The organism is Paraburkholderia silviterrae (assembly GCF_004353915.1).
GTDB lineage: Bacteria > Pseudomonadota > Gammaproteobacteria > Burkholderiales > Burkholderiaceae > Paraburkholderia > Paraburkholderia silviterrae.
The window spans coordinates 11,803-33,484 of sequence record NZ_SMRP01000015.1 but is presented as its reverse complement, the minus strand read 5'-3'; the positions used below and the strand labels follow the sequence as shown (position 1 = coordinate 33,484).

The following is a 21,682-nucleotide window of genomic DNA, read 5'->3' as shown; positions in this document are numbered from 1 at the left end:
GAAAAATGAAATCCCCTTATAACGGCCCGCCGGGACCGGGGCGGCGACGTTACACAGATCTCGGCATCGCGTCTAATTTGAAAGCGATGTTCTTCGGGCCAATTCGGGTAAAGCTATTTGTTTGAGGTCTGGTCGATGCGATCGCAACGAACAAGTGCCCTCGCAATCGACCTCCGAATCGGCTCACGGGATGATCGCCCGCGAACTTCCTAACTATTCGCGACGGGCGTCTCGAGGACATTGCGTTTGCCCGACTTCATGTACAGGTAGTACGCCGCAGCGGGAAAGGCGAGGCCCACCAGCCACGCCAGATCGACACCATTCAACCGCTCAGCGACGGCACCGACGTACAGGCTGGTATTCATGAACGGAATTTCCAGCAGGATTGCCAGCACAAAGGTCACGCACGAGAACCAGTTGACTCGCCCATAGCGCCCGTCAAGGTCAAAAATATCCTCCACGCTATAAACACCGTGCCTCACGAAATAGAAGTCCACCAGATTGATGGCCGTCCACGGAATGAGGAAATAACTCATGAAGAATATAAAATTGAGGAAGAACGTAATGAAATTATCCTGACTGACGGTGCAGAGCACAGTTGCAATCGCGGTGATTGCCAGCATGAAATATCCACGGACTTTGGCCGTCACCTTCATCTTTGCGAATGGTTCGATAACGGTGACTGTCGACATGAACGCGCCATAAAGATTGAACACGTTGATCGACACCTGGCCAAAAACCACAAACACATAGAGCAGCACGGCGCCCCACCCAAAGAGCTCAGCGACATTCAGGCCGACATTGTCTGCAAAGTGTGGAATCGCCACACTCAGGACCGCACCCAGAATCATCATCCACGCACCGCCCAAAACCGTCCCGGTGTAGCTATGCCAGAAGACTTTCGATGTGGAGGTCTTGCCAGGAAGATATCTCGAATAATCCGCGACATAAGGCGCATAAGAAAGCTGCCAGGTGACCGAAATACTGACTGCCGCAAGAAATTTTTGCAGTGAAAACCCGGTTGCCGCCCATTGCCCCGGAGGAACAGGCAAGATAATCGCCAGGACCGTCGCGATAAGGAACACCAGGATCGACATGATCGAAAGCGCCTTCTGCACCCGGTGAATCAATTTATACCCATAAAGCGCGATCAAGAAGCACAGCACACTGATGACGTAGATATTGCCCCGTTGACCCAGAGGACTGACTTTGTCGATAGCCTGAGCAGCCAGGAGGGTGTTGCTGACGAAGAACCCAAGATAAATCAGCATGACAAACAGCAACGGCAAAACAGCGCCAATCACTCCAAACTGCGCACGGCTTTGAATCATCTGGGGAATCCCGAGCTTGGGCCCCTGAGCCGAGTGAGAGGCCATGAAGATCGCGCCGATCAGCGAGCCAACGATGATCGACACGGAGCTCCAGAACAGATTGAGTCCCAGCACGACGGGCAGCACGCCTGAGGCAATCGTCGTGATGTTCATGTTCGCGCCGAACCAGATATAGAACAGGGAACTCGGCTTGCCATACCGTTCGTTCTCCGGTATGAAATCTACACTTCTCGCTTCAATTGACATCTTTCCCCTCCATCTTTTTTGAATGACTCAGTGATTTATCTTGCTTTTAAGTTTGGAAATGGCATCGACAATCTGCTCTGGCGCATGCGCGAATTCGTCCGGGAATTCATGCTTGAATGCCTTATATTCTTCATTCCGCAGATATCGCATATATTCGGTCGACTTGAATATTTGCAGATCGTACACCCAGTTAGCCATAATCATTAATGACGAGTGATGCGCCGCGGAGGTAGTCGCACCACAGACATCTTCAATCAGGGTGACCTGATAATCTCTGAAATACGCATCAAATACGGTCGTCATCACGCAAACGTCAGTCAAAACACCGCCGACAATCAGCGACTTGACGCCCATGCTGCGCAGGATCAAATCAAGGTTGGATTCAAAGAAGCCGCTATACCTGTACTTCTCGATGACTACGTCGCCCTGCTTTGGCGAAATCAGGTCACAAATCTCCACTTTCGCCGTCGAGGAGCAGTAAGTTTGAGGGATGCCATCGGAGTCAAGGGGCTCACCATTGGCCAGCCCTACACCGTCGGCCCTATTGATGTGCTTTGTGTAGATAACAGGAATTCCCTCGCCACGGATGAACTCAAGGAAAGCGCCAGCATTGCGCAAGGTTTCATCGAAGCCGTCGAGCACGAAACCATCTTCCTGTTGCATGTCGATAAGCAGAAACGCCTTATCCGATCTCTTCATAACGCCTCCTGCAGTTTAGTCAGGTTGCCGAGTGAATCACCCGCGCATCGCCTGGTGTTTGCCTTCGTTTGGTATACCATAGTACGGGACGCCATATTATCAAATACTAGTGGCGCGTCCCTGGAGCGTCAATGGGGGTTTCCGCCTAACGCTGCAATGAGTCGCCATCGAGGTGAAAAGCGTTACGTCCCACCGGACGCTTGTGCCGGCGAAACGCCATTTCGGGCAGTGACACAAGCTCGATCGCCCAGCGGTGCGCCGTCGAATGGTCCACCTCGGCACCGCGTTTGGCCATCGTATTTGCCATTCGTGTCGGACCGCGGAGTTTACCGATGGGCCTTGAACTGTCCATCAAACCGCCATGCACAGGTATTTGATGACCAGGTAGTCGTCAATGCCGTAGTGCGAACCTTCGCGGCCAAGGCCTGACTGTTTCACGCCACCGAACGGCGCGACCTCGTTCGAAATGAGGCCGGTATTGATGCCAACCATGCCGTATTCAAGCTGCTCGGCCACCCGCCAGACGCGCCCAATATCGCGGCTGTAAAAGTAAGCGGCAAGTCCGAACTCCGTGTCGTTGGCGAGCTTCACCACCTCGTCGTCGCTCGAGAAGCGAAACAGCGGTGCGAGAGGTCCGAACGTTTCCTCTCTCGCAATGTCCATTTGCGCGGTGGTATTCACGAGAACCGTGGGTTCGAAAAAGCCATGCCCGAGCGCGTGCCGCTTTCCACCAGCGGCGAGCGTCGCGCCTTTCTCCAGCGCGTCCGAAATGTGTGCTTCGACCTTGCTGACTGCTGCATCATTGATGAGCGGACCCAGTGTCACGCCAGCTTCTGTTCCGTGACCAACCTTCAGCCCCTTCACAGCCGTTGCCAGCTTCGCGGCGAACGCGTCATAAACCCGGTCATGAACATAGAAACGATTGGTGCAGACACACGTCTGCCCGTTATTGCGATACTTCGAAGCGATCGCACCTTCCACTGCCGCGTCGAGATCGGCATCGTCGAACACGATGAAGGGCGCGTTACCGCCGAGTTCGAGCGTCACTTTCTTCACCGTGGGCGCGCTTTGCGCCATCAGCAACCTGCCCACCGCTGTCGATCCGGTGAACGAAAGCTTGCGGACGACGGGGCTGCTCGTCATGGCATACCCGATCGCCTTCGGCTCGCCGGTGACGATGTTGAGCACGCCCTTTGGCACACCTGCGCGCTCGGCAAGAACCGCCAGTGCGAGTGCGGAAAACGGCGTGGCTTCGGCCGGCTTCACGACGATTGGACAGCCTGCCGCGAGCGCCGGCCCCACCTTGCGTGTAATCATCGCGTTGGGGAAATTCCAGGGCGTGATCGCGGCGCAAACGCCCACGGGTTCCTTGATCACCACGAGGCGCTTGTCCGATGCCGGCGTGGCGAGCGTATCGCCCGCCACGCGCTTGCCCTCTTCGGCAAACCATTCGATGAACGACGCACCATAAGCGATCTCGCCTTTTGCTTCGGCAAGCGGCTTGCCCTGTTCGGCAGTGAGGATCAGCGCAAGGTCGTCGGCGTTTTCGATCATGAGTTCATACCAGCGGCGCAGGACGAGCGCACGCTCCTTCGCCGTCCGGGCCCGCCACTCGGGCCACGCGGAATTCGCGGCGTCGATCGCTCGCGATGTTTCGGCCTCTCCCATCAAAGGAACGCTGCCAAGCGTTGCGCCCGTTGCCGGGTCGAACACGTCGAAACTCGCGCCCGAGTCGGCCGGGCACCATTGCCCATCGATATATGCCTGATGGCGCAGGAGCGCCACGTCCTTCAATAGGGTTTTCAATTCCACGATTGTTCCTTGAGGGGGAAAATGCATCGCCCGGCCGGAGCAGGGCCGTAAGGCGTCAGACGAAAGTCCATTCAACGCTGATCGATCACCGCGTAATGGGTGACCGAGGACCGTGCGCAGGCATTCGCAGCAATGAGCGAACTCCGCAAAAGCGCGCAAACCAGTTTTCTCTTGAAGTTACTGCGCCTCACGCTTTCCTCTCCAGCTTATGCTTGATGTAGTTTCTAATTCGCATGACTAATGACATCGCCTACGTCAATATCCAACTTCGACGCGACGCTCAGGCTTTGAGCGTCATGAAGCGCAGCGCGTTACCCTGCCTGACGCCACAAAGCGTTCTCGTGCCCGTGGGCCAATAGCTTCCATGCGATCTCGGCCACTCTGTCGACATGCGCGATTGCAGCCTCGCGCGCACCTGCCCCATTTCCAGCCTCAATGTCAGAGAGAATCCGGCGCATTTCGTTGACCGCCTGGCGCCCGCGGTCATCGGAAGCGATCGTCAGCGCTCTCAAGCGGTTGATGCGCGCGGTCAATGACTGCACGATCTCCCACGCCACATGCTTTTTCCCGCCGATGAACATGCGCTCATAGAAGGCGGAGGTGAGCGCCCTCACGGCCTGATAATCCTCTTCTTCGAAAGCGTGCTCGATCTTGTCGAGATGGTCCGCGAGATCCGCAACGATACGCTCGTCGGCATACTGCGCGCAGGCCATGGCGGCCTCTCCCTCCAGTAACGCGCGTATTTCGTAGATCTGCGCCGCCGTCTCGAAGTCGAGAACGGCAACTATCGGCCCCTGGTTCGGTAGCGAGTCGACCAGCCCTTCCGTTTCCAGATGCCGCAAGACCTCGCGCACGACCGTACGGCTCACGCCGAGTGTCTCGCACAGAGAACGCTCGACCAGCCGCTCACCCGGATGAAAATGCGCCTCCAGGATGGCCGTGCGCATCTTCTCGAGCGCGAGTTCCCGCAGGGTGACCGTGGGGCGTTGGACCTTCAGCGACGGACGTGCGTTACTCATGGCGGTCGTCGTCAAACTTGAGCAAAGAGGCGCACATCGCCCGCATCCCCGTCGACGAGCGTCTGCACGGTCCCGGCTCCCGCATCGCCGACATAGATGCCGAATGCGTCCTGCCTGCGTTCGCGCACGTAGCGTTCGAGCATCGAGCGCACGGCGTCGTCGCTCACTTCGTCCCAGGGAATCTGTGAGAGCGGCACGATGCGAATGCTGCTGTCGAGCCAGGGCGAACCGTTGTGAATCACGCGGCCGCGGTAATAAATATGCACGCCCGACTCCCGCTCGCGGTCCGCCTCGAACACGGCGAAGAGGAAGTCGAGATGCACATGCAGGCCGAGCTTCGCGAGTACGCCGCGCAGGCTCGCTGGGTCGCTGGCCGGTTCGAGCTTGATGCCGGTCGGCAACTGCACGCCTTTCGCCGTGTCGACGAGCACGAGCCCGTCGCGGTGTTCCAGAATCGCGCCCACGTGCGCGCGCGCTCCGGCAGCGCCCAGGGCATCCTGCGAAAGACTGAAATTCACGTACGCGCCACGGCAGTAGCCCAGCGGCGAGGCACTCGTCTGAACGAAGTCGACCACGCGTCCGATCAGGATGATGTGGTCTCCCGCGTCCACGACCTCATGCGTCAGGCAGTCGAAGCTCGCCGCCGCGCCGTCCATCACGGGTGCGCCCGTTTTGCGCGTGCTCCAGGGCACCTGCGCGAACTTGTCGGCTGCCTTCGAGGCGAAAACCCCGGAGACAGGCTTCTGCTCTTCGGCGAGCACGCTCACGGCGAAGCGGCGCGTTTCGGAGAACACCGCATAGCTCGACGCCGCCTTCGAGATGCACACGAGAATCAGCGGCGGGTCGAGGGACACCGAGGTGAACGAGTTGGCTGTGAAGCCGCGCGGCGAGCCGTCGGGCTGGATCGTCGTGACGACGGTCACGCCCGTGACGAACGCACCGAGCGCGCGACGAAAATCGGCGATGTCGAAGGCCTGTTGCGTGGTTTGTCCGGTAGTGGCCTCAGCCATGGCGCTCTCCAGTGATTGCTGCGTTGCACATTATATTATGGTATTCCATCTTATGGTCCACAACAATGGATGATGTATTATGGAATACCATTAGTTAGCAGGCGGCCGGTCTGGCGTGCATTGGACTTTCAGGGAGGCTCGAGCACGCGAGCACTTCGGCCCGTGCGAATCAGCAGACAAAACAAAAGGGCCGCACCCGAAGTGCGGCCCTTTTGTTTTGAAGCCTGGTTGGGAAACGCTTTAGCTGTCGCCCAATCCCTCGTTTTGCTGCGCCAGGGCTGACAACACCAGTTCGGAAGTCCGCTTGATATGCGCGAACGATGCCGCAGATGCCGCGTCGCCGTCGCGCCGTCCGATAGCGTCGAGCAGCAGGTTCATCTCACGGTTCGAGTCGTCACCGCGCCCCGGTGTTGCGATGGTCAACGCGCGCAACCGGTTGATGCGCGCATTGAGCGTCTTGACGACCGCCAGCGACACATGCTTTCCGGCGGCTTCGAACAGGGTTTCGTAGAAGCGCTCGGTGTACTCGAGCACGCGCGGCAGTTCTCGCTTCTCGAACGCCTCTTCGATGATTCCCCGGATGTCGCGCAATTGCTGCACGACTTCGGGTGTCGCATCCTCGGCGCAGGCGCGCGCGGCATTGGCTTCGAGGAGGCCGCGCAGCTCGTAGATCTCGCCCACTTGCGCCGGGTCGAGCCGCGCCACGATCGGCCCTTGCCGCGAAACGGTCTCGACCAGCCCTTCGGTTTCCAGATGCCGCAGCACCTCGCGCACCACCGTGCGGCTCACGCCGAGCTCATCGCACAACGTGCGTTCGACGAGCCGCGCGCCCGGTCGAAAATACCCCTGAACGATTGCGCCGCGCAGTTTGTCGAGCGTCAGTTCACGCAGGGTTTTGGCATTGCGGTCGATTTTGAGGTCTTGCATAGGCGGCACTCTGGAAACGGACGATGGCCTGCACTCGGGCACAGGCCGGGCACAGGCATGGAATGCCATATTATGACCTAACTGACGCCCAGCTTTCCATGCCGATGAGGCTCTAGCGCAATCAGTCGCCCAAACCCTCGACGATCGACACGTGCGCGATGCAATGTCCATCGCGCTTCGACTTGGCAGCCTGATATTCGGGCGAGTGGTAGCAGGCAAGCGCCGTTTGCATATCGCTGAACTCGATCACCACGTGGCGCTCGAACGACTCCCCCTCCAGCACCTGCGACGCGCCTCCGCGCGCCAGGAAAACGGCGCCGAACTTCTTGTACGCTTGCGGCGCGATATCCGTGTAGTCCTTGTACTTCGCAGGATCGAGGACCTTCACATGGGCAATCCAGAACGCAGTCATTTTTCCACCTTCCTTTTCGAGAATTTTCGGGCAAGGGTTAACACTCATGGCATCCCGTAACATGGTATACCAAAATGCACCTCACATTCAACGCACTAAAGGAAGGTGCCATGAGCCTGATTCGCAAAACCATCCTCCATGTCGAGACCGTCTATGTCGATGGCGACAAGGCCGCCGCAAAGCCGCTGAAAATGATCGGGGCGGCTGCTGTGATCAAGAACCCCTGGGCAGGCCGCGGTTATGTCGAGGACCTGTCGCCGGAGATTCGCGCACTCGGACCGCAACTCAGCGAGCACCTGACCAAGCTGATCCTCGACGAAGCCGGCTCGGGCGAAGCGGTCGAGGCGTTTGGCAAGAGCGCGATCGTCGGGCTCGACGGCGAGATCGAGCATGCGTCCGCGCTGATCCACACCCTGCACTTCGGCAACATCTATCGCTCGGCGGTGGGCGCCAAGTCGTACCTCGCCTTCAACAACACGCGCGGCCCGGCCAATGCGCCCCTGCTCATTCCGATGATGGACAAGAACGACGAGGGCCGCCGCTCGCACTATCTGACGCTCCAGTTTGCGATTCCCGACGCGCCGGCAGCCGACGAACTGGTCATCGCCATTGGCGCCTCCACCGCCGGCCGCCCGCATCACCGCATTGGCGATCGCTACAAAGACCTCGCAGAACTCGGAAATGACGTCAAGAACCCTGCTGCTGTCCAATAACCGCGTTGCCCACTGGCTCGAGCAAGGCACCGGCGAACCGTTGGTCCTGATTCACGGCGTGGGCATGCAGGCGAGCGCGTGGTATCCGCAAATCGACGACCTGTCGCGCGAATTCCGCGTGATCTCGGTCGACATGCCGGGTCACGGCACGAGCGATGCGCTCGACGCGAACGCCGACCTGCAACAGTTCGTGCAGTGGGCGATCGAGTTCATCGAGGCGCTTCACGCCGGCCCCGTCAATCTGGCCGGCCACTCGATGGGTTCGCTGATTGCCGCTGGCGTTGCCGTCACCCGGCCCGATCTGGTCAAGCGCGTGGCAGTCCTGAACGGTGTGTACCGTCGTACGGAGGAGGCGCGCGAAGCCGTCCTGCAACGCGCCGCCGAACTGCGCTCGGGAACCATCGACGTGGAAACGCCGCTGCGGCGCTGGTTCAACGCCGAGGAAGCGCAACAGGTCGCTGCGCAAAAGGTCGAATCCTGGCTTCAGTCCGTCGACCTCGCGGGCTACGCCACGGCGTACACGGCGTTCGCCAAGGGCGACGAAGTGTATGCCGATGGCTGGCACAGAATTGCTTGCCCTGCTCTCGTGCTCACCGGCTCGGATGACCCGAATTCGACGCCGGAGATGGCGAGACAAATGGCACAGGCAGCGCATGCCGGGAAGGCCGTCGTGATCGAAAACGAGCGCCACATGGTGAACCTGACCGCGCCCGAAGAAGTCAATCGCGCCCTGCGTGCCTGGTTGCAGACCGAGCCACAAGCGCAAACCCTGAAGTCGGAAGTGTGAAATGAGCCAAGCAACTAGCCAGCAAGCCGCCACGATCAACACCCGGGAGTTGCGCGATGCGTTCGGCGCGTTCATGACCGGCGTGACGATCGTTACCACCGCTCGCGAGGATGGCCAGCCGCTCGGCTTCACCGCGAATTCGTTCTCGTCCGTTTCATTGGACCCTGCGTTGCTGCTCGTGAGCATCGCGAAGACGTCGAGCAATTACCAGACGTTTTCCACCACGGGGCATTTCGCGATCAACATTCTCGCTGAGGGGCAAAAGGAGCTGTCCAACACCTTCGCCCGGCCCAGCGACGATCGCTTCGCCAAGGTGGACTGGCACCTGAGCGCCAACCGCAACCCGCTCATCGACGACGTCAGCGCATGGTTCGACTGCACGACGCACGCGGTGATCGATGCGGGCGACCACGCGCTCATCATCGGCAAGGTCGAGGCGTTCCATTGCGCAGGGTACGCAGGGTTGGGCTACTATCGCGGCGGCTATTTCACGCCGGCCAAGCTCTCCGCCGAGGTCATCGCCGGCCCGAAGGTCATCGTGAGCGCGATTATCACGCGCGACGACAAGGTGCTCATGGTCAAAACGGCCGACAACAAATGGGGACTGCCTTCGAAGGAAATCGGCAAGGAAGGCGCCGACAAAGCGCTCGCCGAACTCTTCACGCAATACCAGCCGGACGCATCGGCAAACTTCATTTATTCGGTCTACAACAATACCGAAACGTATTACCAGTACATCTCGTTCCTCTGCAGCGCACCGGACGAGCTTGCCGTCGCGGGCGAATTCGTGAGCCTCCATGATATCGACACCGAAGCGTTCCAGGACAGCGCGCTGGCCAGCATGCTCGAACGCTACCGCAAGGAGAGCCAGTTGAAGAGCTACGGCTTGTACTTCGGCGACCATAGCACCGGCACCGTCCGCCCGCTTCTTTCCTGAAAGGTCACATCATGCGTTTTTCGCTTTTCGTTCACATGGAGCGCGTCTCCGACCAGACCAGCCAGAAGCAGCTCTACGAGGAGATGGTCGAGCTGTGCCAGATCGCCGATCGCGGCGGCATGCACGCCGTCTGGACCGGCGAGCACCACGGCATGGATTTCACGATCGCGCCCAATCCATTCATCAACCTCGTCGATCTCGCCAACAAGACGAAGCGCGTCCGGCTCGGCACGGGCACGGTGATCGCACCGTTCTGGCACCCGATCAAGCTCGCCGGTGAAGCCGCGATGACCGACATCATCACGGACGGCCGTCTGGAACTGGGCATTGCGCGAGGCGCATACTCGTTCGAGTACGAGCGCCTGATGCCGGGCCTCGACGCGTGGGGTGCCGGACAGCGGATGCGCGAGCTCATTCCCGCAGTGAAAAAACTCTGGGAAGGCGATTACGCGCACGAAGGCGAGTTCTGGAAATTCCCCTCGACGACCTCCTCGCCTCTGCCGCTGCAACAGCCGCATCCGCCGATCTGGGTGGCGGCGCGCGACCCGAACAGCCACGAATTCGCCGTGTCCAATGGCTGCAACGTCCAGGTCACGCCGTTGCACATGGGCGACGAAGAGGTCGAGAAGCTCGTGGGCCACTTCAATGCCGCGTGCGAAAAGTTCAGCAATGTGCCTCGCCCGCAGATCATGCTGCTGCGTCACACTTATGTGGCGAGCAGCGAGGACGACGCCCAAGTCGCCGCCGAGCAAGTGAACGTGTTCTACAACTACTTCGGCGCGTGGTTCAAGAACGAGCGCCCGATCAGCCGCGGCATGATCAAGCCGCTGAGCCAGGAAGAAATGGCCGCGCACCCGTTCTACACGCCGGACGCCATGCGCAAGAACAACGTGATCGGCACGCCCGCTGAGGTGATTGCTCGTCTTAAGGCCTACGAATCGCTCGGCTTCGACGAGTACTCGTTCTGGATCGACACCGGCATGAGCTTCGAGCGCAAGAAGGCGTCACTCGAGCGGATGATCCACGACGTGATGCCTGCGTTCCAATGAGGTCTTGATGCCATGAATGTTCATTTTCAGCTCTATATCGACGGCCAGTTCGAGCCCGGCGCCGCCACATTCGGCAGCGTCAATCCCGCCACCGGCAAGGTGTGGGCACAGATGCCGGAAGCGCGCACCGACGAGGTCAACCGGGCGGTGGCGGCCGCCGGCCGCGCACTGACCGATCCCCAATGGGCGGGCCTTTGCGCATCGGCACGGGGAAAGCTGCTGTACAAGCTCGCCGATCTCGTCGAAAAAGCTGCGCCGCGACTGGCTGAAATTGAAACGAACGATACCGGCAAGATCATCCGGGAAACGTCGAGCCAGATCGCCTATGTTGCGGAGTACTACCGGTATTACGCAGGCATTGCGGACAAGCTCGAAGGGAGCAACATCCCCGTCGACAAGCCGGACATGCAGGTCTGGCTCGAGCGGCAGCCCGTAGGCGTGGTCGCCGCAATCGTTCCCTGGAACAGCCAGTTGTTTCTTTCCGCGGTCAAGGTCGGGCCGGCGCTGGCCGCCGGCTGCACCGTGGTGCTCAAGGCGTCCGAGGAAGCGCCCGGCCCCCTGCTCGAGTTCGCGCGCCTCGTGCACGAAGCGGGATTTCCCGCGGGCGTGGTCAACGTCATCACCGGCTTCGGCCCGGAATGCGGCGCGGTGCTCAGCAGCCACCCCGGCGTGGACAAAGTCGCCTTCACCGGCGGCCCCGAGACCGCGCGCCACATCGTCAGGAACACGGCCAACAACCTCGCCAGGGTCTCGCTGGAGCTCGGCGGCAAATCGCCGTTCATCGTCTTCGCCGATGCCGATATCCAGAGCGCGGTGAATGCGCAGGTCGCGGCCATCTTCGCCGCGAGCGGCCAAAGCTGCGTCGCGGGTTCCCGCCTGCTGATCGAGGCTTCCGTGAAGGAGCAGTTCCTGGCATTGCTGGTCGAACGCGTTTCGCGCATTCGTGTGGGCTCGCCCAACGAGATGGAGACGGAATACGGGCCGCTGTGCACGGAGCGGCAGCTTCGCAACATCGAGGCGGTCGTCGCGAGCTCCGTGCGTCAAGGTGCGAAGGTGCTCGCAGGTGCGAAGAAGCTGGAGCGTGACGGCTACTACTACGCGCCCACGATTCTGGACTGCACCGGCATTGAGAACGCGGACAGCATTACGACGGAACTGTTCGGCCCCGTGCTCTCAGTGGACACGTTCACCACCGAACAGGAAGCGATCGACAAAGCCAACAGCACGGCCTATGGTCTCGCGGCGGGCATTTTCACCACGAACCTCACGCGGGCTCACCGCGTTTCGAAGCGCGTGCGCTCCGGCATCGTCTGGATCAACACCTACCGGGCGGTTTCCCCGCTCGTGCCGTTCGGTGGCTTCGGGCTTTCCGGGCACGGCCGCGAAGGCGGCTTCAGCGCCGCGCTCGAATATACGACGACGAAGTCAGTGTGGCTTCGCACGTCGGACGATCCGATCAACGATCCTTTCGTGATGCGCTGAGCGAGATCCCGTTCACCTGCCGCACCTGCACACAACGGTAAAGGCTACGTCGTGCCACGCTCATATCGTCCGTGGCACGACGTGGTTTTGTCGCGATAAGGTGTTGCGAAGAGAGGCACTCCTTAGCAATCAGACTGTCTTGCTGCGACAGAACCTCATCGCTACGCTTTCCGAAGCCGTCACGGTGCGCGCCTGGCGAGCGCGCTGATCAACCGAAGCAGTTCCAGCGCCCGCGCTGCAGCGCGGGAACCGTCTTGCAAGTCTCCCCGAACATAAAGAGGCCGAAGCTCCTCAATTTCGGTCAGTGCACCAAGCAGTTCGCCTTCCGCAAGGGCATACTTGCGCAGCATGCTAACGACGAGCATCGAGTTGTGGACGATGTCCTCACTGTCTGAAGTAACGCCGCGGCGATGCAGCGCATAGTTCGCCCAGTGCGTCCCAGCCAGCATCGCTGCCTCGATTTTCATTTCCCAGTCATCTTCACCGAGCAACCTCAGCGACCTCTCGATGTTCTCAGCTTTGAGCCGATGATTCTCGGTTTTCATACTCGGTACCCTTCAACGCCCGTTCGAATGTGTACATGATTTGTTCAAACGCTTGCTCACATTCGTCGACGATGGCTTGTACTGGAACGCGATCTCCGCGAATGCACGGATCCCGGTGATGCTCGATGGTATGCAACGCATGTTCGAGTTGCCGAATGACCTGAGGTACTTCTCCCTCGATTTCCGGCCAGCCGACATGGCTCACATCGCCGAGTCCACGCAACTCGCGCGCGTAACTGCCATCCGGTTGCTTCACGACGTGCACGCCGGGAATGGTCGAGAACACAGGATCGTCACGCGTCATGCCAGTGAGGTGAAGCGTTGCGTTGAACACGTTGATACTCGCGCTCAGCGTGGTCCAGAACCACAATTCGAAATCCGCTAACGGGTCGAGGCGCTGTCGCAGCACCGCCAGGCGCCGCACCTTGTCGAGATGAGAGATAACCTTCATGACAGGTTCCTCCGTACGTGAACGGCTGGCTGGCCTGAGTATCAGTGAAGGGCAACAGACTCCAACACATGCCGGGCTTCGAGTTCCAGTTGCGCTTCGAGGGTATTTTCTCCAGCGAGAAAGACGCATTGCGAGCGGCGACCAGCATGTCACACGCGAGCGCTTCAGACTGAGCCGGCCTGCGCGCCCCACTACTGGCCGAACGGCCGCTGCAGCGTAAGCTTGCTGGTCACCGACGTCACCCCCGCAACGCCCTTCACGACCTCGGTGACGGTATTGATCTGCGACGCCTCCGGGACCGTGCCGCTGATCATCACCGCGCCGCCTTTCGCCGTGATGCCGATGTCGCCCGCGTCGATCTCCTTGTGCTTCGCGAGCGCCGCGTACACCTTGCGCCGCAGCGCGCGATTCGCCTGCCACGTGGCTTTGGCCGTCATGCCGCCAGACGCGGTAACCGCCGTGCCAGCCGATGCCCCCGCCGACGCGCCGTCCTGCGCCCACGCGCTGATCGACGCCGCCGCGATCGCAACGCCGAGTGCCACCCCGAGTCCATCTATCGCTTTCATCGTTGTTCTCCGTTTCGATCGCAATTCGTCAGAAGTTGTGGCGCAAACCGATCATCGCGGCCGTGGTCGATACGCCCGGCGCGGCGATCTGGCCGTACATGATCGTCTGGTTCATCGTCCCGTGGTTCGCGACGTACCCGACTTGCGCAGAGACGATTGTGCGCTTCGACAGGCTGTATTCCGCGCCCACCGCGTATTCACTCGAATGGTTCACCGAGTGGTTACGGTCCTTCAGGTAGTAGAAGCCGGACGTGATCTTGAAGAAGGGGCTGAACTGATAGCCGAGACCACCCGAAATCATTTCGTAGTCCGCGAGGAGCGTGTTCGACGGATTCTTGCCGATCCCGTACGACGCCGATACCGCTACGCCGCGGAACGTGTACTTCGCGCCGAAATAGTAAAGACGGTTGTTGTCGAGCCCGCTCGGTGCGGCCGCCGCGAGGTTCGTGTCGTGTGCGTTGTAGTAGACGGCGGACAGATTAAGCCCGTAGTTCGAATATTTGAGCACCGCCGATTCGCGCGTGCCGCCCTGAATCTGGCCCGCCACACCGCCCGGCGCGTACTCGAGCGCGACCGACGCACCGTAGAACTTTGGCGTCTGGTAGACGAGCGCGTTGCTGTCGTACAGCGCGCCGATCGGCACGTTCGTGTTTGTCCCGGGCCAGCCGGCGGCCTGGTTCAGTCCGAGCCATGCGCCCAGGATGCTGCCAAAGTACTGCGCCGCGCGGACGTCGGTATCGGCCATCGCGTAGATCATCGGCGCGTACTGCCGCCCGGCGTCGAATGTGCCGAACGGTCCGGACAGGCCGACCGTCGCCTGCTGGTTGAACACCGCCGTACCGCCCGTCGTGTCGGCCAGCCCGAGCTTGCCGTTGCTGCTGTTGAACACCCCCTGCAACCTGAAGTTGACCTTGTAGCCGCCGCCGATGTCCTCGCTCCCCTTGATACCCCAGAAGCTCCCATAGAGGCTGCCGTCCTTGATGCCGTACACGTGCCCGTTGTTGTGGGCGTTCGGCGCAAACGACGACGCCGACGTGCTCTGATAAAAAACGCCCGAATCGATTGCCCCGTACAACGTGACCGACGACTGCGCATGCGCCACGCCGGCAAATGCCGTGAGGACCGCTACACCGCTCCACTTCAGTTTCATTGACGTCTCTTCCGTTTTTTATAATGACCGGCCAAACCCAGCCGGATGGCAGTCTGTTACCGGGTGGCGTGGGCTCATCGAGCCTCGCCTCCGTCGCAAGAGCACATGCCTGTCCATCGACGCAGCTGCAAGGCAGCCGCGCCCGTTTCGGGATCGATCAGCCTTCGTTGCGCGGCGACGCGATCCGGAGCAGATCGCTCGGGTAGTAACGCTTGCCGATCATGAACAGCAGCGCAGCGCCGATCGCCGCGAACGGCATCAGCTGCAGCGCCGCGTGCAGGCCGATCCGGTCCGCGAGCATACCCGCGATGATCGGTCCCGACGCGAGGCCGAGCAGATTGTTTGCGAGCGCCCACACCGCAATCGCGGTCGCATGGATCGCGGGCGGCGTCAGGTTCGCGACCATCGCGCCCGTCGGCCCACTGGTGCCCCAAACGAAGAACATGCCGACACCCATCAGCGCGAGCTGCAGCGGGCCCGGCGGCAGCTGGAATGCAACCACGAGCGATACGAACGAACTCACGCTGTATGCGATCGCCATCGTCCACTTGCGCGGTGCGCTATGGCGGCTCACGCGGTCGGTCAGCATCCCGCACAGGATCATGCCGACGCCCATCGTCAGCACGAACACAGCCGCGAGTGCGCTCGCGTGGTCGACGCGCATCCCGTAGTAGCGACCCAGATAGCTCGGCAGCCACGCCTGCAGCGTGCCGGCGACCATGAGCTGCACGCCGCTGCCGGCGTACGCGTAGATGACCGCCTTCGACGCGAACAGCGTCGGCAAGAGATTGCGCAGTGTGATCCGCGGCCGCGCCTCGGACTTGGGCTCGTCGATTCTCCGGTTGGACGCGAGGCGCCGCTCGGTGACGACGACGCGATAGATCCCGGCCAGCACAAGCCCGACGATCGCCATCGTTGCGAACGCCCAGCGCCAGCCGAAGTGCGAGGCGACGATACCGCTCAGCGCCATCCCGAGCATCGAGCCGAAGGCACCGCCCGCGAGGAACGAGCCGGACAGCGTCGCGCGCAGATGCACGGGAAACACGCTGAGTACTACCGCGAGGCCGACGCTCCCATACGCGGCCTCGCCGACGCCAACGAACAGGCGCGCGACGAGCATCTCGCCGTAGTTCGCCGATACCGCACAGCCGAGCGTCGCAACGCTCCAGAGCACGGCCATCAGGATCAGGCTCCTCACACGCCCCCAGCGATCGGCAAGCAGCGACAACGGGAACGTGAGCAGGCCCACCATCAGCGCGACGATGCTGCTCAGTGAGCCGAGCTGCGTATCGCTCAGCAGCCATTGCGCCTTTAGCAGCGGGAAAACCGCGTTGAGCACATATCTCGACATGAAGTCGGCGAGCAGCAAGCCAAAGGTCAGCGCGAAGACACTCCAGGCGTAGGCCCGGGATACGGTTGGTGCGGGCATGAGGGTGTCCTCAATGGTCGCGGTCGCTTGCATTCCCACTTTCGTCTCCTAGATTTTTTATCGCGAGGCGTTTGCACTCGCATCAGGTGCCGCATGCGCCGGCCGACCGTCACGGAACATCAGGCTGACGGTCTGCGCGGTCTAGCCCCGGTAGCTAATGCCACCGTTCATTTCGGATTCGTTTTGTCTTCCTCACTATTCTGCGTTGAACATCGGTACCCGCTCCCGCTGGAACGGGTAAGGGCTATGCGCGCCGCGCAAGCATCTCGATGAACGTGTCGGCCGCCGGCCATTCGCCGAATCCGCTAGCCGGATTCAGGTGGCCAACGTTGCCGACGTCCACAAGCTCGCTGTGCCAGACGCTTGCGAGTTCCACGATCCGCTCGTAGCAGCCGAGCGGATCGTTGCGGCTCGCCGCGACGATGCTCGGAAACGGCAGAGGCTCGCGCGGCACCGGCAGCCAGCCAGACGCGTCGAGCGCCTCGACCGTCGGATAGCCGTCCGGCATCGGCTGTTCGAAATCCGGCGGCGCGGCCAGCAGTGCACCGGCAATCGGGCGGCGGTAGCGACGCGCCCAATGCGCGACCATGATCACGCCTGCGCTGTGCGCGACGACGATCACAGGCCCTTCCACGCACGCGACGCATGCCTCGATCGCGTCGACGCGCGCCGCACAATCGAGATCGTCGCGCCCCATCGGCGGCACGCTGACGACGGGGCGGTTCGCCGCGCGCAGGCGCGCCTCAAGCAATGTCTGCCAGTGATGCGCGACATGGTCGCGCAGCCCCGGCACGATGACCACGGTCGGCTCATTGCTCGTCATGTTCATGCCCGCCTCCTCAGATCACGAAGACCGACGAGCCGGTCGTCTTGCGCGATTCGAGATCGCGGTGCGCCTGCACTGCATCCTGCAGCGCGTAGCGCTGGTTGATCCCGATCTGGATGCGCCCTGCGGCGACATGGCCGAAGACTTCCGCCGCGAGCGCGGCCTTTTCCTCCGGATCGGCGATGTAGTCGGCGAGCGCCGAGCGCGTCACGTACGCCGAGCCCTTCTTCGCGAGAATCGCCGGATCGAACGGCGGGATCTTGCCCGACGCGGTGCCGACGCAGACGAGCAGCCCGCGGCGCTTCAGCGAATCGAGCGAGGCATCGAAAGTGTCCTTCCCGACGCTGTCGTAGACGACCGACACGCCGACGCCGTTCGTCAGTTCGCGCACGCGCTTCGCGACGTCCTCGCGCGTGTAGTAGACGATGTGGTCGCAGCCGTGTGCGCGCGCGATTGCGGCCTTTTCTTCCGTCGATACAGTGCCAATTACAGTGAGCCCAAGCAGCTTTGCCCACTGGCAGAGAATCAGCCCGACGCCGCCCGCCGCAGCGTGCACGAGTATCGTCTCACCCGCCTGCAACGGCCAGATGCGGCGCATCAGGTAGGCAGACGTCAGGCCGCGCATCGTCATCGCCGCGGCGGTTTCACGGTCGATGCCGTCAGGCAGTTTGATCAGCGGCGCAGCGGGAATCAGGCGCTCGGTACTGTACGCGCCGAGCGTGTTCAGGAAGCCGGTATAGGTCACGCGATCGCCGGGTGCAACGTTCGTCACGCCCGAGCCAACCGCTTCCACGATGCCTGCCGCCTCGACGCCCATTCCGCCTGGCAGCGGCATCGGGTAGAGGCCCGAGCGGAAATACGTATCCGCGAAATTGAGGCCGACAGCCACGTGCCTCAACCGCGCCTCGCCTGGACCGGGCTCGCCGACGGCCACTTCCTCCCAGCGCATCACCTCGGGGCCGCCTGTCTCGTGAATCCTGATCGCATGTGCCATCTAGTTTTGTTTCCTGTTCATCTGTTTGGACGGCCGGACGTCGCCGTCGGTCTATATCAACGGGTGCCGATGTGTGTGTGCGGTCCGCCGACACTATGCCGGCAAAGAACCCGGGCTCAGAATGGCTGGTCGCCAACGATCGCCGCCCGGTCCATCTTCCGGACGCAGGGTGAATAATCCATCACGGCGTAATGCTGGGTGCAGCGGTTATCCCAGATCGCGACGCTGTTCTTTTTCCAGCGGAAGCGGACCTGGTATTCGGGGATCTGAGCCTGGCTGATCAGATAGGCGAGCAGCTGGCCGGAGCCCGGGTTGCCGTCCTGCCCGACGCGCACGCGCGCGGACGTCTTGAAATTGACAAAGTGCGTCGTGAAGCTGTTGACGAACAGCACCTTCTCGCCCGTCTCCGGGTGCGTGCGCACCACCGGATGCTCGGCGTCCGGGTACTGTGCCTTCAGCGCCAGACGTTTTTCGATCGGCATCGAAGCGCCGAAGCTAGACTGGATGCTGTGGTTTGCGCGCAGATCAGCGATATCGTCCTTCACGTGCTGCGGCAATTGCTCATACGCGAGTGCCATGTTCACCCACATCGTGTCGCCGCCGACGTCCGGGCACTCGACGCAGCGCAGGACCGCGCCCATCGGTGGCGCCGCGCGCCACGTCGCGTCGGTGTGCCACGAATTCTCGCGGCGGTCGAGCGGCTGGTCCGGCGACTTGTAAATCTGCACGAGGCCCGGATGTTCCGGATCGCTGCCGACGATCGGATGATCCTCGAGCTGGCCGAAACGCTCGGCGAACTTCACGTGCTCGGCGCGCGTGATGTCCTGATCGCGCAGGAACAGAACCTTGTGTACGAGCAGCAACGCCTTGATCTCGGCGAACAACGTCGCGTCGCGCGATGCATCGCCGAGATTGACGCCTGACACCTCTGCGCCGATGGAACAAGTCAATCGCTCGACCTGCATGGCCATTCTCCTTTAAGAGTGAAAGTCTGGTGCGCGTGCCTGCGTGGACACCCGCGCAGATAGCTTTCGCATTTCGTTCGCTTCATCGAGGCCGGGTTTGAAAATTTCAACGCTTCGGTCGCCGTGCAGACCACCTCCCGATGGACGATCCGGCGAACCGTCCAGACAACGACGGCCTTGTGAAATGATTGTGTGAGTTCCGCCGCATGCCCGCTTGACAATGTATGTCATGGACTTATCATTGCGCGCCAGTCTTCTATTTAGTTCGGCTCTGTCCAACTTGCGTCAGGCATGCGATTCGCAGGGATCACCCCATCACGAAGCGCTGCCCGTCATCCACCGAAAGCGTCGCGCCCGTCATGAAATCACTTCCCGGCGATGCAAGCAGCAGCAACGCACCGTCGAGCGCTTCGGGCGTGCCGAGCCGTCGGCGCGGCAATCCTTCGACAATCTTCTTGCCGGCCGGCGTCTGAAACAGCGCACGATTGATGTCGGTCTCGATGAAGCCCGGATTGATCACGTTGACATTGATGCCGTAACACGCCCATTCGTGAGCCATCGATCGGGTCAGATGCTCGAGCGCCGCCTTGCTCGCGCCATAGATCGACAGATTTGGCGAGTGCGATTGCGCAGCGAGCGAGCAGATGTTGATGATGCGTCCCGGCAGTGCGCTGGCGACCAGTCGACGCGCGAACGCCGTTGCGGTGAGAAGCGCAGCCTTCGTATTGACGCCAAACACCCGGTCGAACAATTGCGCGTCGACATCGATCAACGCAGCGCGACCGCCCGCTCCAGCATTGTTGACGAGCGCCCAGAGCGGCGCCATCGTTCGCTGGATTTCATCGAACGCGAGACCCACCGCCTCCTGATCCGTGACATCGACCGGAAAGTGGCGCGCGACGCCGCCATCCCGCGCGATCATGTCTTGCGTCTCCATCAACGGATCGGCACGCCTGCCCAGTAGCGCGACCTGCGCGCCAGCCGCGGCTAGCGTACGCGCCGCCTGCCGGCCCAGGCCCGACCCCGCACCCGTGACGACGACCGTCAGACCTGACAAGCCGAAGTATCGGGCGACAACACTCTTATTCGTCGAACTCATACTCATCCTCAGTTTTGCTTGATGCGCCGTGGCGGACGCGAGCGCAAAATCGCGCCCCCCGTCCGCCTGCGCTGACTTACTGTCCGGCTTTCGATCAGCCCAATCAACGCTTCGTAGTGTGGCTGTGACGGGTTTCCCCCGCTTGACAGTGCATGACAGCGGATTATCATTCTGCGCCAGATCTTTGGTCTTCTATTCAGCTCTCCGATGTCGTCACTTATCCGCGCCGCGAGCCTCACCAACTACAGCGAGGTCGCTCGTGCCGCCGGACTGGACCCCGTGCGGATGCTCCTTGACGCGGGGTTAAGTCCGAGCGTATTGCGCGAGCCGGACCTCATGATTCCGGTCGAGCGCGTCGGGCAACTGCTCGAGGCCTCTGCAACCCTGTCGGGCAACGAGAGTTTCGGACTGCGCATGGCCGAGTCACGCCGGTTGTCCAATCTTGGAGCGGTAGGCTTGCTGATCCGCGACCAGGCGACGTTGCGCGACTCGCTTTACATGCTGCTGCGCTACCAGGCACTGCTCAATGATGTGCTTTCGTTGACGATCGAGGAAAGCGCCGCGGTGGTCATTATTCGCAAGGCGGTGATTATTGAAGGCGCGCATCAACCCACGCGCCAAAGGGTTGAGCTGGCGCTAGGCGTGATGGTGCGGTTGATACGCCAGCTCCTCGGGGCCGACTGGCGGCCGCGGCGCGTGTGCTTCGAGCACTCTGCACCGCGCGACGTTAATACGCATTTGCGGTTATTTGGCCCTTGCGTCGAGTTTGACTATGACTTCAACTGCATCGTCTGCGCGAAGGCCGATCTCGATGCACGCAACCCGTCAGCGGATCCGGCGATGGTGCGCTATGCGCAGCAGTTGATAGACGCGTCGCCCAAGTCGCATGAGGCGACACTGTTTGAGGATGTGCGGCGCACGATCCTGCTGCTGCTGCCCAGCGGACGTTGCAGCATCGAACAGGTGGCCGGACACCTGGGCGTGGCGCGCCGCACGGTCCAGCGTCGGCTGGCGGAACAGGGGCAGAGCTTCTCGTCGGTCGTCAACGACATCCGCAAGGAACTCGCCACGCGTCATGTCATCGAGAGCGACCGTCCGTTGACCGAAGTGGCGGCCCTCCTCGGCTTTGCTGCGCCGAGCGGATTCTCGCGCTGGTATCACGCGCAATTCGGTTGCAACGCCCAGGAGAGCCGGGCCACAGGCGGCACCGTGCGCCGACACAACGCTCCGACA

At 61.4% G+C, this 21,682-nt stretch carries 22 protein-coding genes and 1 pseudogene; 6 read left to right on the top strand and 17 right to left on the bottom strand.

Translation table 11 applies throughout. The features are described 5' to 3' along the window. Window positions 1-209 precede the first annotated feature (209 nt). The 8 genes and pseudogenes from EYW47_RS25395 to EYW47_RS25360 all read right to left on the bottom strand — a co-directional run bounded on the left by EYW47_RS25395 (window position 210) and on the right by EYW47_RS25360 (window position 7,456). Window positions 210-1,577, bottom strand: coding sequence for a purine-cytosine permease family protein (locus EYW47_RS25395; RefSeq protein WP_133197596.1), 1,368 nt, complete (start codon window positions 1,575-1,577; stop codon window positions 210-212). 27 nt (window positions 1,578-1,604) lie between these two features. Continuing rightward, on the bottom strand, window positions 1,605-2,276 hold the full coding sequence (locus EYW47_RS25390; protein ID WP_133197595.1) for a cysteine hydrolase family protein: 672 nt from the start codon (window positions 2,274-2,276) through the stop codon (window positions 1,605-1,607). 187 nt (window positions 2,277-2,463) lie between these two features. Next, a pseudogene (locus tag EYW47_RS41410) lies at window positions 2,464-2,571 on the bottom strand (IS6 family transposase); the annotation flags it as partial. 56 nt (window positions 2,572-2,627) lie between these two features. Further along, window positions 2,628-4,115: an NAD-dependent succinate-semialdehyde dehydrogenase gene (locus EYW47_RS25380; RefSeq protein WP_377784813.1), complete on the bottom strand. Its 1,488-nt coding sequence runs from the start codon at window positions 4,113-4,115 to the stop codon at window positions 2,628-2,630. A gap of 284 nt (window positions 4,116-4,399) precedes the next feature. Further along, window positions 4,400-5,107: a GntR family transcriptional regulator gene (locus EYW47_RS25375; RefSeq protein ID WP_133197593.1), complete on the bottom strand. Its 708-nt coding sequence runs from the start codon at window positions 5,105-5,107 to the stop codon at window positions 4,400-4,402. A gap of 11 nt (window positions 5,108-5,118) precedes the next feature. After that, window positions 5,119-6,117: a flavin reductase gene (locus tag EYW47_RS25370; RefSeq protein ID WP_133197592.1), complete on the bottom strand. Its 999-nt coding sequence runs from the start codon at window positions 6,115-6,117 to the stop codon at window positions 5,119-5,121. A gap of 240 nt (window positions 6,118-6,357) precedes the next feature. Continuing rightward, the gene (locus tag EYW47_RS25365; protein ID WP_133197715.1) at window positions 6,358-7,044 is read right to left on the bottom strand and encodes a GntR family transcriptional regulator; all 687 of its coding nucleotides are present in this window, start codon (window positions 7,042-7,044) and stop codon (window positions 6,358-6,360) included. 121 nt (window positions 7,045-7,165) lie between these two features. Continuing rightward, window positions 7,166-7,456 (bottom strand): DUF1330 domain-containing protein, encoded by a 291-nt coding sequence (locus tag EYW47_RS25360; RefSeq protein ID WP_133197591.1) that lies wholly within the window; start codon window positions 7,454-7,456, stop codon window positions 7,166-7,168. A 110-nt stretch (window positions 7,457-7,566) separates the two neighbouring features. On the opposite strand from EYW47_RS25360, the gene EYW47_RS25355 reads away from it, so the two are divergent. The 5 genes from EYW47_RS25355 to EYW47_RS25335 are packed head-to-tail and all read left to right on the top strand — an operon-like array spanning window position 7,567 to window position 12,424. Next, the gene (locus EYW47_RS25355; protein ID WP_133197590.1) at window positions 7,567-8,169 is read left to right on the top strand and encodes an amino acid synthesis family protein; all 603 of its coding nucleotides are present in this window, start codon (window positions 7,567-7,569) and stop codon (window positions 8,167-8,169) included. Continuing rightward, window positions 8,138-8,956 (top strand): alpha/beta fold hydrolase, encoded by an 819-nt coding sequence (locus EYW47_RS25350; RefSeq protein ID WP_133197589.1) that lies wholly within the window; start codon window positions 8,138-8,140, stop codon window positions 8,954-8,956. Before EYW47_RS25355 ends, EYW47_RS25350 begins: the two co-directional genes overlap by 32 nt. A gap of 1 nt (window position 8,957) precedes the next feature. Continuing rightward, window positions 8,958-9,893 (top strand): flavin reductase, encoded by a 936-nt coding sequence (locus tag EYW47_RS25345; RefSeq protein ID WP_133197588.1) that lies wholly within the window; start codon window positions 8,958-8,960, stop codon window positions 9,891-9,893. 11 nt (window positions 9,894-9,904) lie between these two features. Further along, window positions 9,905-10,942: an LLM class flavin-dependent oxidoreductase gene (locus EYW47_RS25340; protein WP_133197587.1), complete on the top strand. Its 1,038-nt coding sequence runs from the start codon at window positions 9,905-9,907 to the stop codon at window positions 10,940-10,942. Between the two features lie 12 nt (window positions 10,943-10,954). After that, the gene (locus EYW47_RS25335; protein ID WP_133197586.1) at window positions 10,955-12,424 is read left to right on the top strand and encodes an aldehyde dehydrogenase; all 1,470 of its coding nucleotides are present in this window, start codon (window positions 10,955-10,957) and stop codon (window positions 12,422-12,424) included. A 179-nt stretch (window positions 12,425-12,603) separates the two neighbouring features. Here the strand turns inward: EYW47_RS25335 and EYW47_RS25330 are convergent, their stop codons facing one another. The 9 genes from EYW47_RS25330 to EYW47_RS25290 form a co-directional block, all read right to left on the bottom strand. After that, on the bottom strand, window positions 12,604-12,969 hold the full coding sequence (locus EYW47_RS25330; RefSeq protein WP_133197585.1) for a hypothetical protein: 366 nt from the start codon (window positions 12,967-12,969) through the stop codon (window positions 12,604-12,606). Next, a complete protein-coding gene (locus EYW47_RS25325; protein WP_205710155.1) occupies window positions 12,938-13,420 on the bottom strand; it encodes a hypothetical protein in 483 nt (160 codons plus the stop codon). Before EYW47_RS25325 ends, EYW47_RS25330 begins: the two co-directional genes overlap by 32 nt. A gap of 191 nt (window positions 13,421-13,611) precedes the next feature. Then, window positions 13,612-13,986 carry a BON domain-containing protein gene (locus tag EYW47_RS25320; RefSeq protein WP_133197584.1) on the bottom strand — a complete coding sequence of 125 codons (375 nt, stop codon included), beginning with the start codon at window positions 13,984-13,986 and terminating at the stop codon, window positions 13,612-13,614. Between the two features lie 28 nt (window positions 13,987-14,014). Next, on the bottom strand, window positions 14,015-15,136 hold the full coding sequence (locus EYW47_RS25315) for a porin (RefSeq protein ID WP_133197583.1): 1,122 nt from the start codon (window positions 15,134-15,136) through the stop codon (window positions 14,015-14,017). A gap of 157 nt (window positions 15,137-15,293) precedes the next feature. Then, on the bottom strand, window positions 15,294-16,565 hold the full coding sequence (locus EYW47_RS25310) for an MFS transporter (protein ID WP_240763910.1): 1,272 nt from the start codon (window positions 16,563-16,565) through the stop codon (window positions 15,294-15,296). Between the two features lie 244 nt (window positions 16,566-16,809). Then, the gene (locus EYW47_RS25305) at window positions 16,810-17,388 is read right to left on the bottom strand and encodes an RBBP9/YdeN family alpha/beta hydrolase (protein ID WP_133197714.1); all 579 of its coding nucleotides are present in this window, start codon (window positions 17,386-17,388) and stop codon (window positions 16,810-16,812) included. Window positions 17,389-17,404: 16 nt separating this feature from the next. After that, a complete protein-coding gene (locus tag EYW47_RS25300; RefSeq protein WP_133197581.1) occupies window positions 17,405-18,385 on the bottom strand; it encodes a quinone oxidoreductase family protein in 981 nt (326 codons plus the stop codon). A 116-nt stretch (window positions 18,386-18,501) separates the two neighbouring features. Next, window positions 18,502-19,350 carry a TauD/TfdA dioxygenase family protein gene (locus tag EYW47_RS25295; RefSeq protein ID WP_133197580.1) on the bottom strand — a complete coding sequence of 283 codons (849 nt, stop codon included), beginning with the start codon at window positions 19,348-19,350 and terminating at the stop codon, window positions 18,502-18,504. 307 nt (window positions 19,351-19,657) lie between these two features. After that, a complete protein-coding gene (locus EYW47_RS25290) occupies window positions 19,658-20,449 on the bottom strand; it encodes an SDR family NAD(P)-dependent oxidoreductase (RefSeq protein WP_133197579.1) in 792 nt (263 codons plus the stop codon). Between the two features lie 207 nt (window positions 20,450-20,656). Between EYW47_RS25290 and EYW47_RS25285 the strand changes: the two genes are divergently transcribed. Beyond that, on the top strand, window positions 20,657-21,682 hold a 1,026-nt coding region (locus EYW47_RS25285), incomplete at its 3' end, for an AraC family transcriptional regulator ligand-binding domain-containing protein (RefSeq protein WP_133197713.1).

Excerpts from the sequence above, each read along its gene's own strand:
- EYW47_RS25395 (WP_133197596.1), bottom strand. The coding sequence starts at position 1,577 with ATGTCAATTGAAGCGAGAAGTGTAGATTTCATACCGGAGAACGAACGG.
- EYW47_RS25390 (WP_133197595.1), bottom strand. The coding sequence starts at position 2,276 with ATGAAGAGATCGGATAAGGCGTTTCTGCTTATCGACATGCAACAGGAA.
- EYW47_RS25380 (WP_377784813.1), bottom strand. The coding sequence starts at position 4,115 with ATGCATTTTCCCCCTCAAGGAACAATCGTGGAATTGAAAACCCTATTG.
- EYW47_RS25375 (WP_133197593.1), bottom strand. The coding sequence starts at position 5,107 with ATGAGTAACGCACGTCCGTCGCTGAAGGTCCAACGCCCCACGGTCACC.
- EYW47_RS25370 (WP_133197592.1), bottom strand. The coding sequence starts at position 6,117 with ATGGCTGAGGCCACTACCGGACAAACCACGCAACAGGCCTTCGACATC.
- EYW47_RS25365 (WP_133197715.1), bottom strand. The coding sequence starts at position 7,044 with ATGCAAGACCTCAAAATCGACCGCAATGCCAAAACCCTGCGTGAACTG.
- EYW47_RS25360 (WP_133197591.1), bottom strand. The coding sequence starts at position 7,456 with ATGACTGCGTTCTGGATTGCCCATGTGAAGGTCCTCGATCCTGCGAAG.
- EYW47_RS25355 (WP_133197590.1), top strand. The coding sequence starts at position 7,567 with ATGAGCCTGATTCGCAAAACCATCCTCCATGTCGAGACCGTCTATGTC.
- EYW47_RS25350 (WP_133197589.1), top strand. The coding sequence starts at position 8,138 with ATGACGTCAAGAACCCTGCTGCTGTCCAATAACCGCGTTGCCCACTGG.
- EYW47_RS25345 (WP_133197588.1), top strand. The coding sequence starts at position 8,958 with ATGAGCCAAGCAACTAGCCAGCAAGCCGCCACGATCAACACCCGGGAG.
- EYW47_RS25340 (WP_133197587.1), top strand. The coding sequence starts at position 9,905 with ATGCGTTTTTCGCTTTTCGTTCACATGGAGCGCGTCTCCGACCAGACC.
- EYW47_RS25335 (WP_133197586.1), top strand. The coding sequence starts at position 10,955 with ATGAATGTTCATTTTCAGCTCTATATCGACGGCCAGTTCGAGCCCGGC.
- EYW47_RS25330 (WP_133197585.1), bottom strand. The coding sequence starts at position 12,969 with ATGAAAACCGAGAATCATCGGCTCAAAGCTGAGAACATCGAGAGGTCG.
- EYW47_RS25325 (WP_205710155.1), bottom strand. The coding sequence starts at position 13,420 with ATGAAGGTTATCTCTCATCTCGACAAGGTGCGGCGCCTGGCGGTGCTG.
- EYW47_RS25320 (WP_133197584.1), bottom strand. The coding sequence starts at position 13,986 with ATGAAAGCGATAGATGGACTCGGGGTGGCACTCGGCGTTGCGATCGCG.
- EYW47_RS25315 (WP_133197583.1), bottom strand. The coding sequence starts at position 15,136 with ATGAAACTGAAGTGGAGCGGTGTAGCGGTCCTCACGGCATTTGCCGGC.
- EYW47_RS25310 (WP_240763910.1), bottom strand. The coding sequence starts at position 16,565 with ATGCCCGCACCAACCGTATCCCGGGCCTACGCCTGGAGTGTCTTCGCG.
- EYW47_RS25305 (WP_133197714.1), bottom strand. The coding sequence starts at position 17,388 with ATGACGAGCAATGAGCCGACCGTGGTCATCGTGCCGGGGCTGCGCGAC.
- EYW47_RS25300 (WP_133197581.1), bottom strand. The coding sequence starts at position 18,385 with ATGGCACATGCGATCAGGATTCACGAGACAGGCGGCCCCGAGGTGATG.
- EYW47_RS25295 (WP_133197580.1), bottom strand. The coding sequence starts at position 19,350 with ATGCAGGTCGAGCGATTGACTTGTTCCATCGGCGCAGAGGTGTCAGGC.
- EYW47_RS25290 (WP_133197579.1), bottom strand. The coding sequence starts at position 20,449 with ATGAGTTCGACGAATAAGAGTGTTGTCGCCCGATACTTCGGCTTGTCA.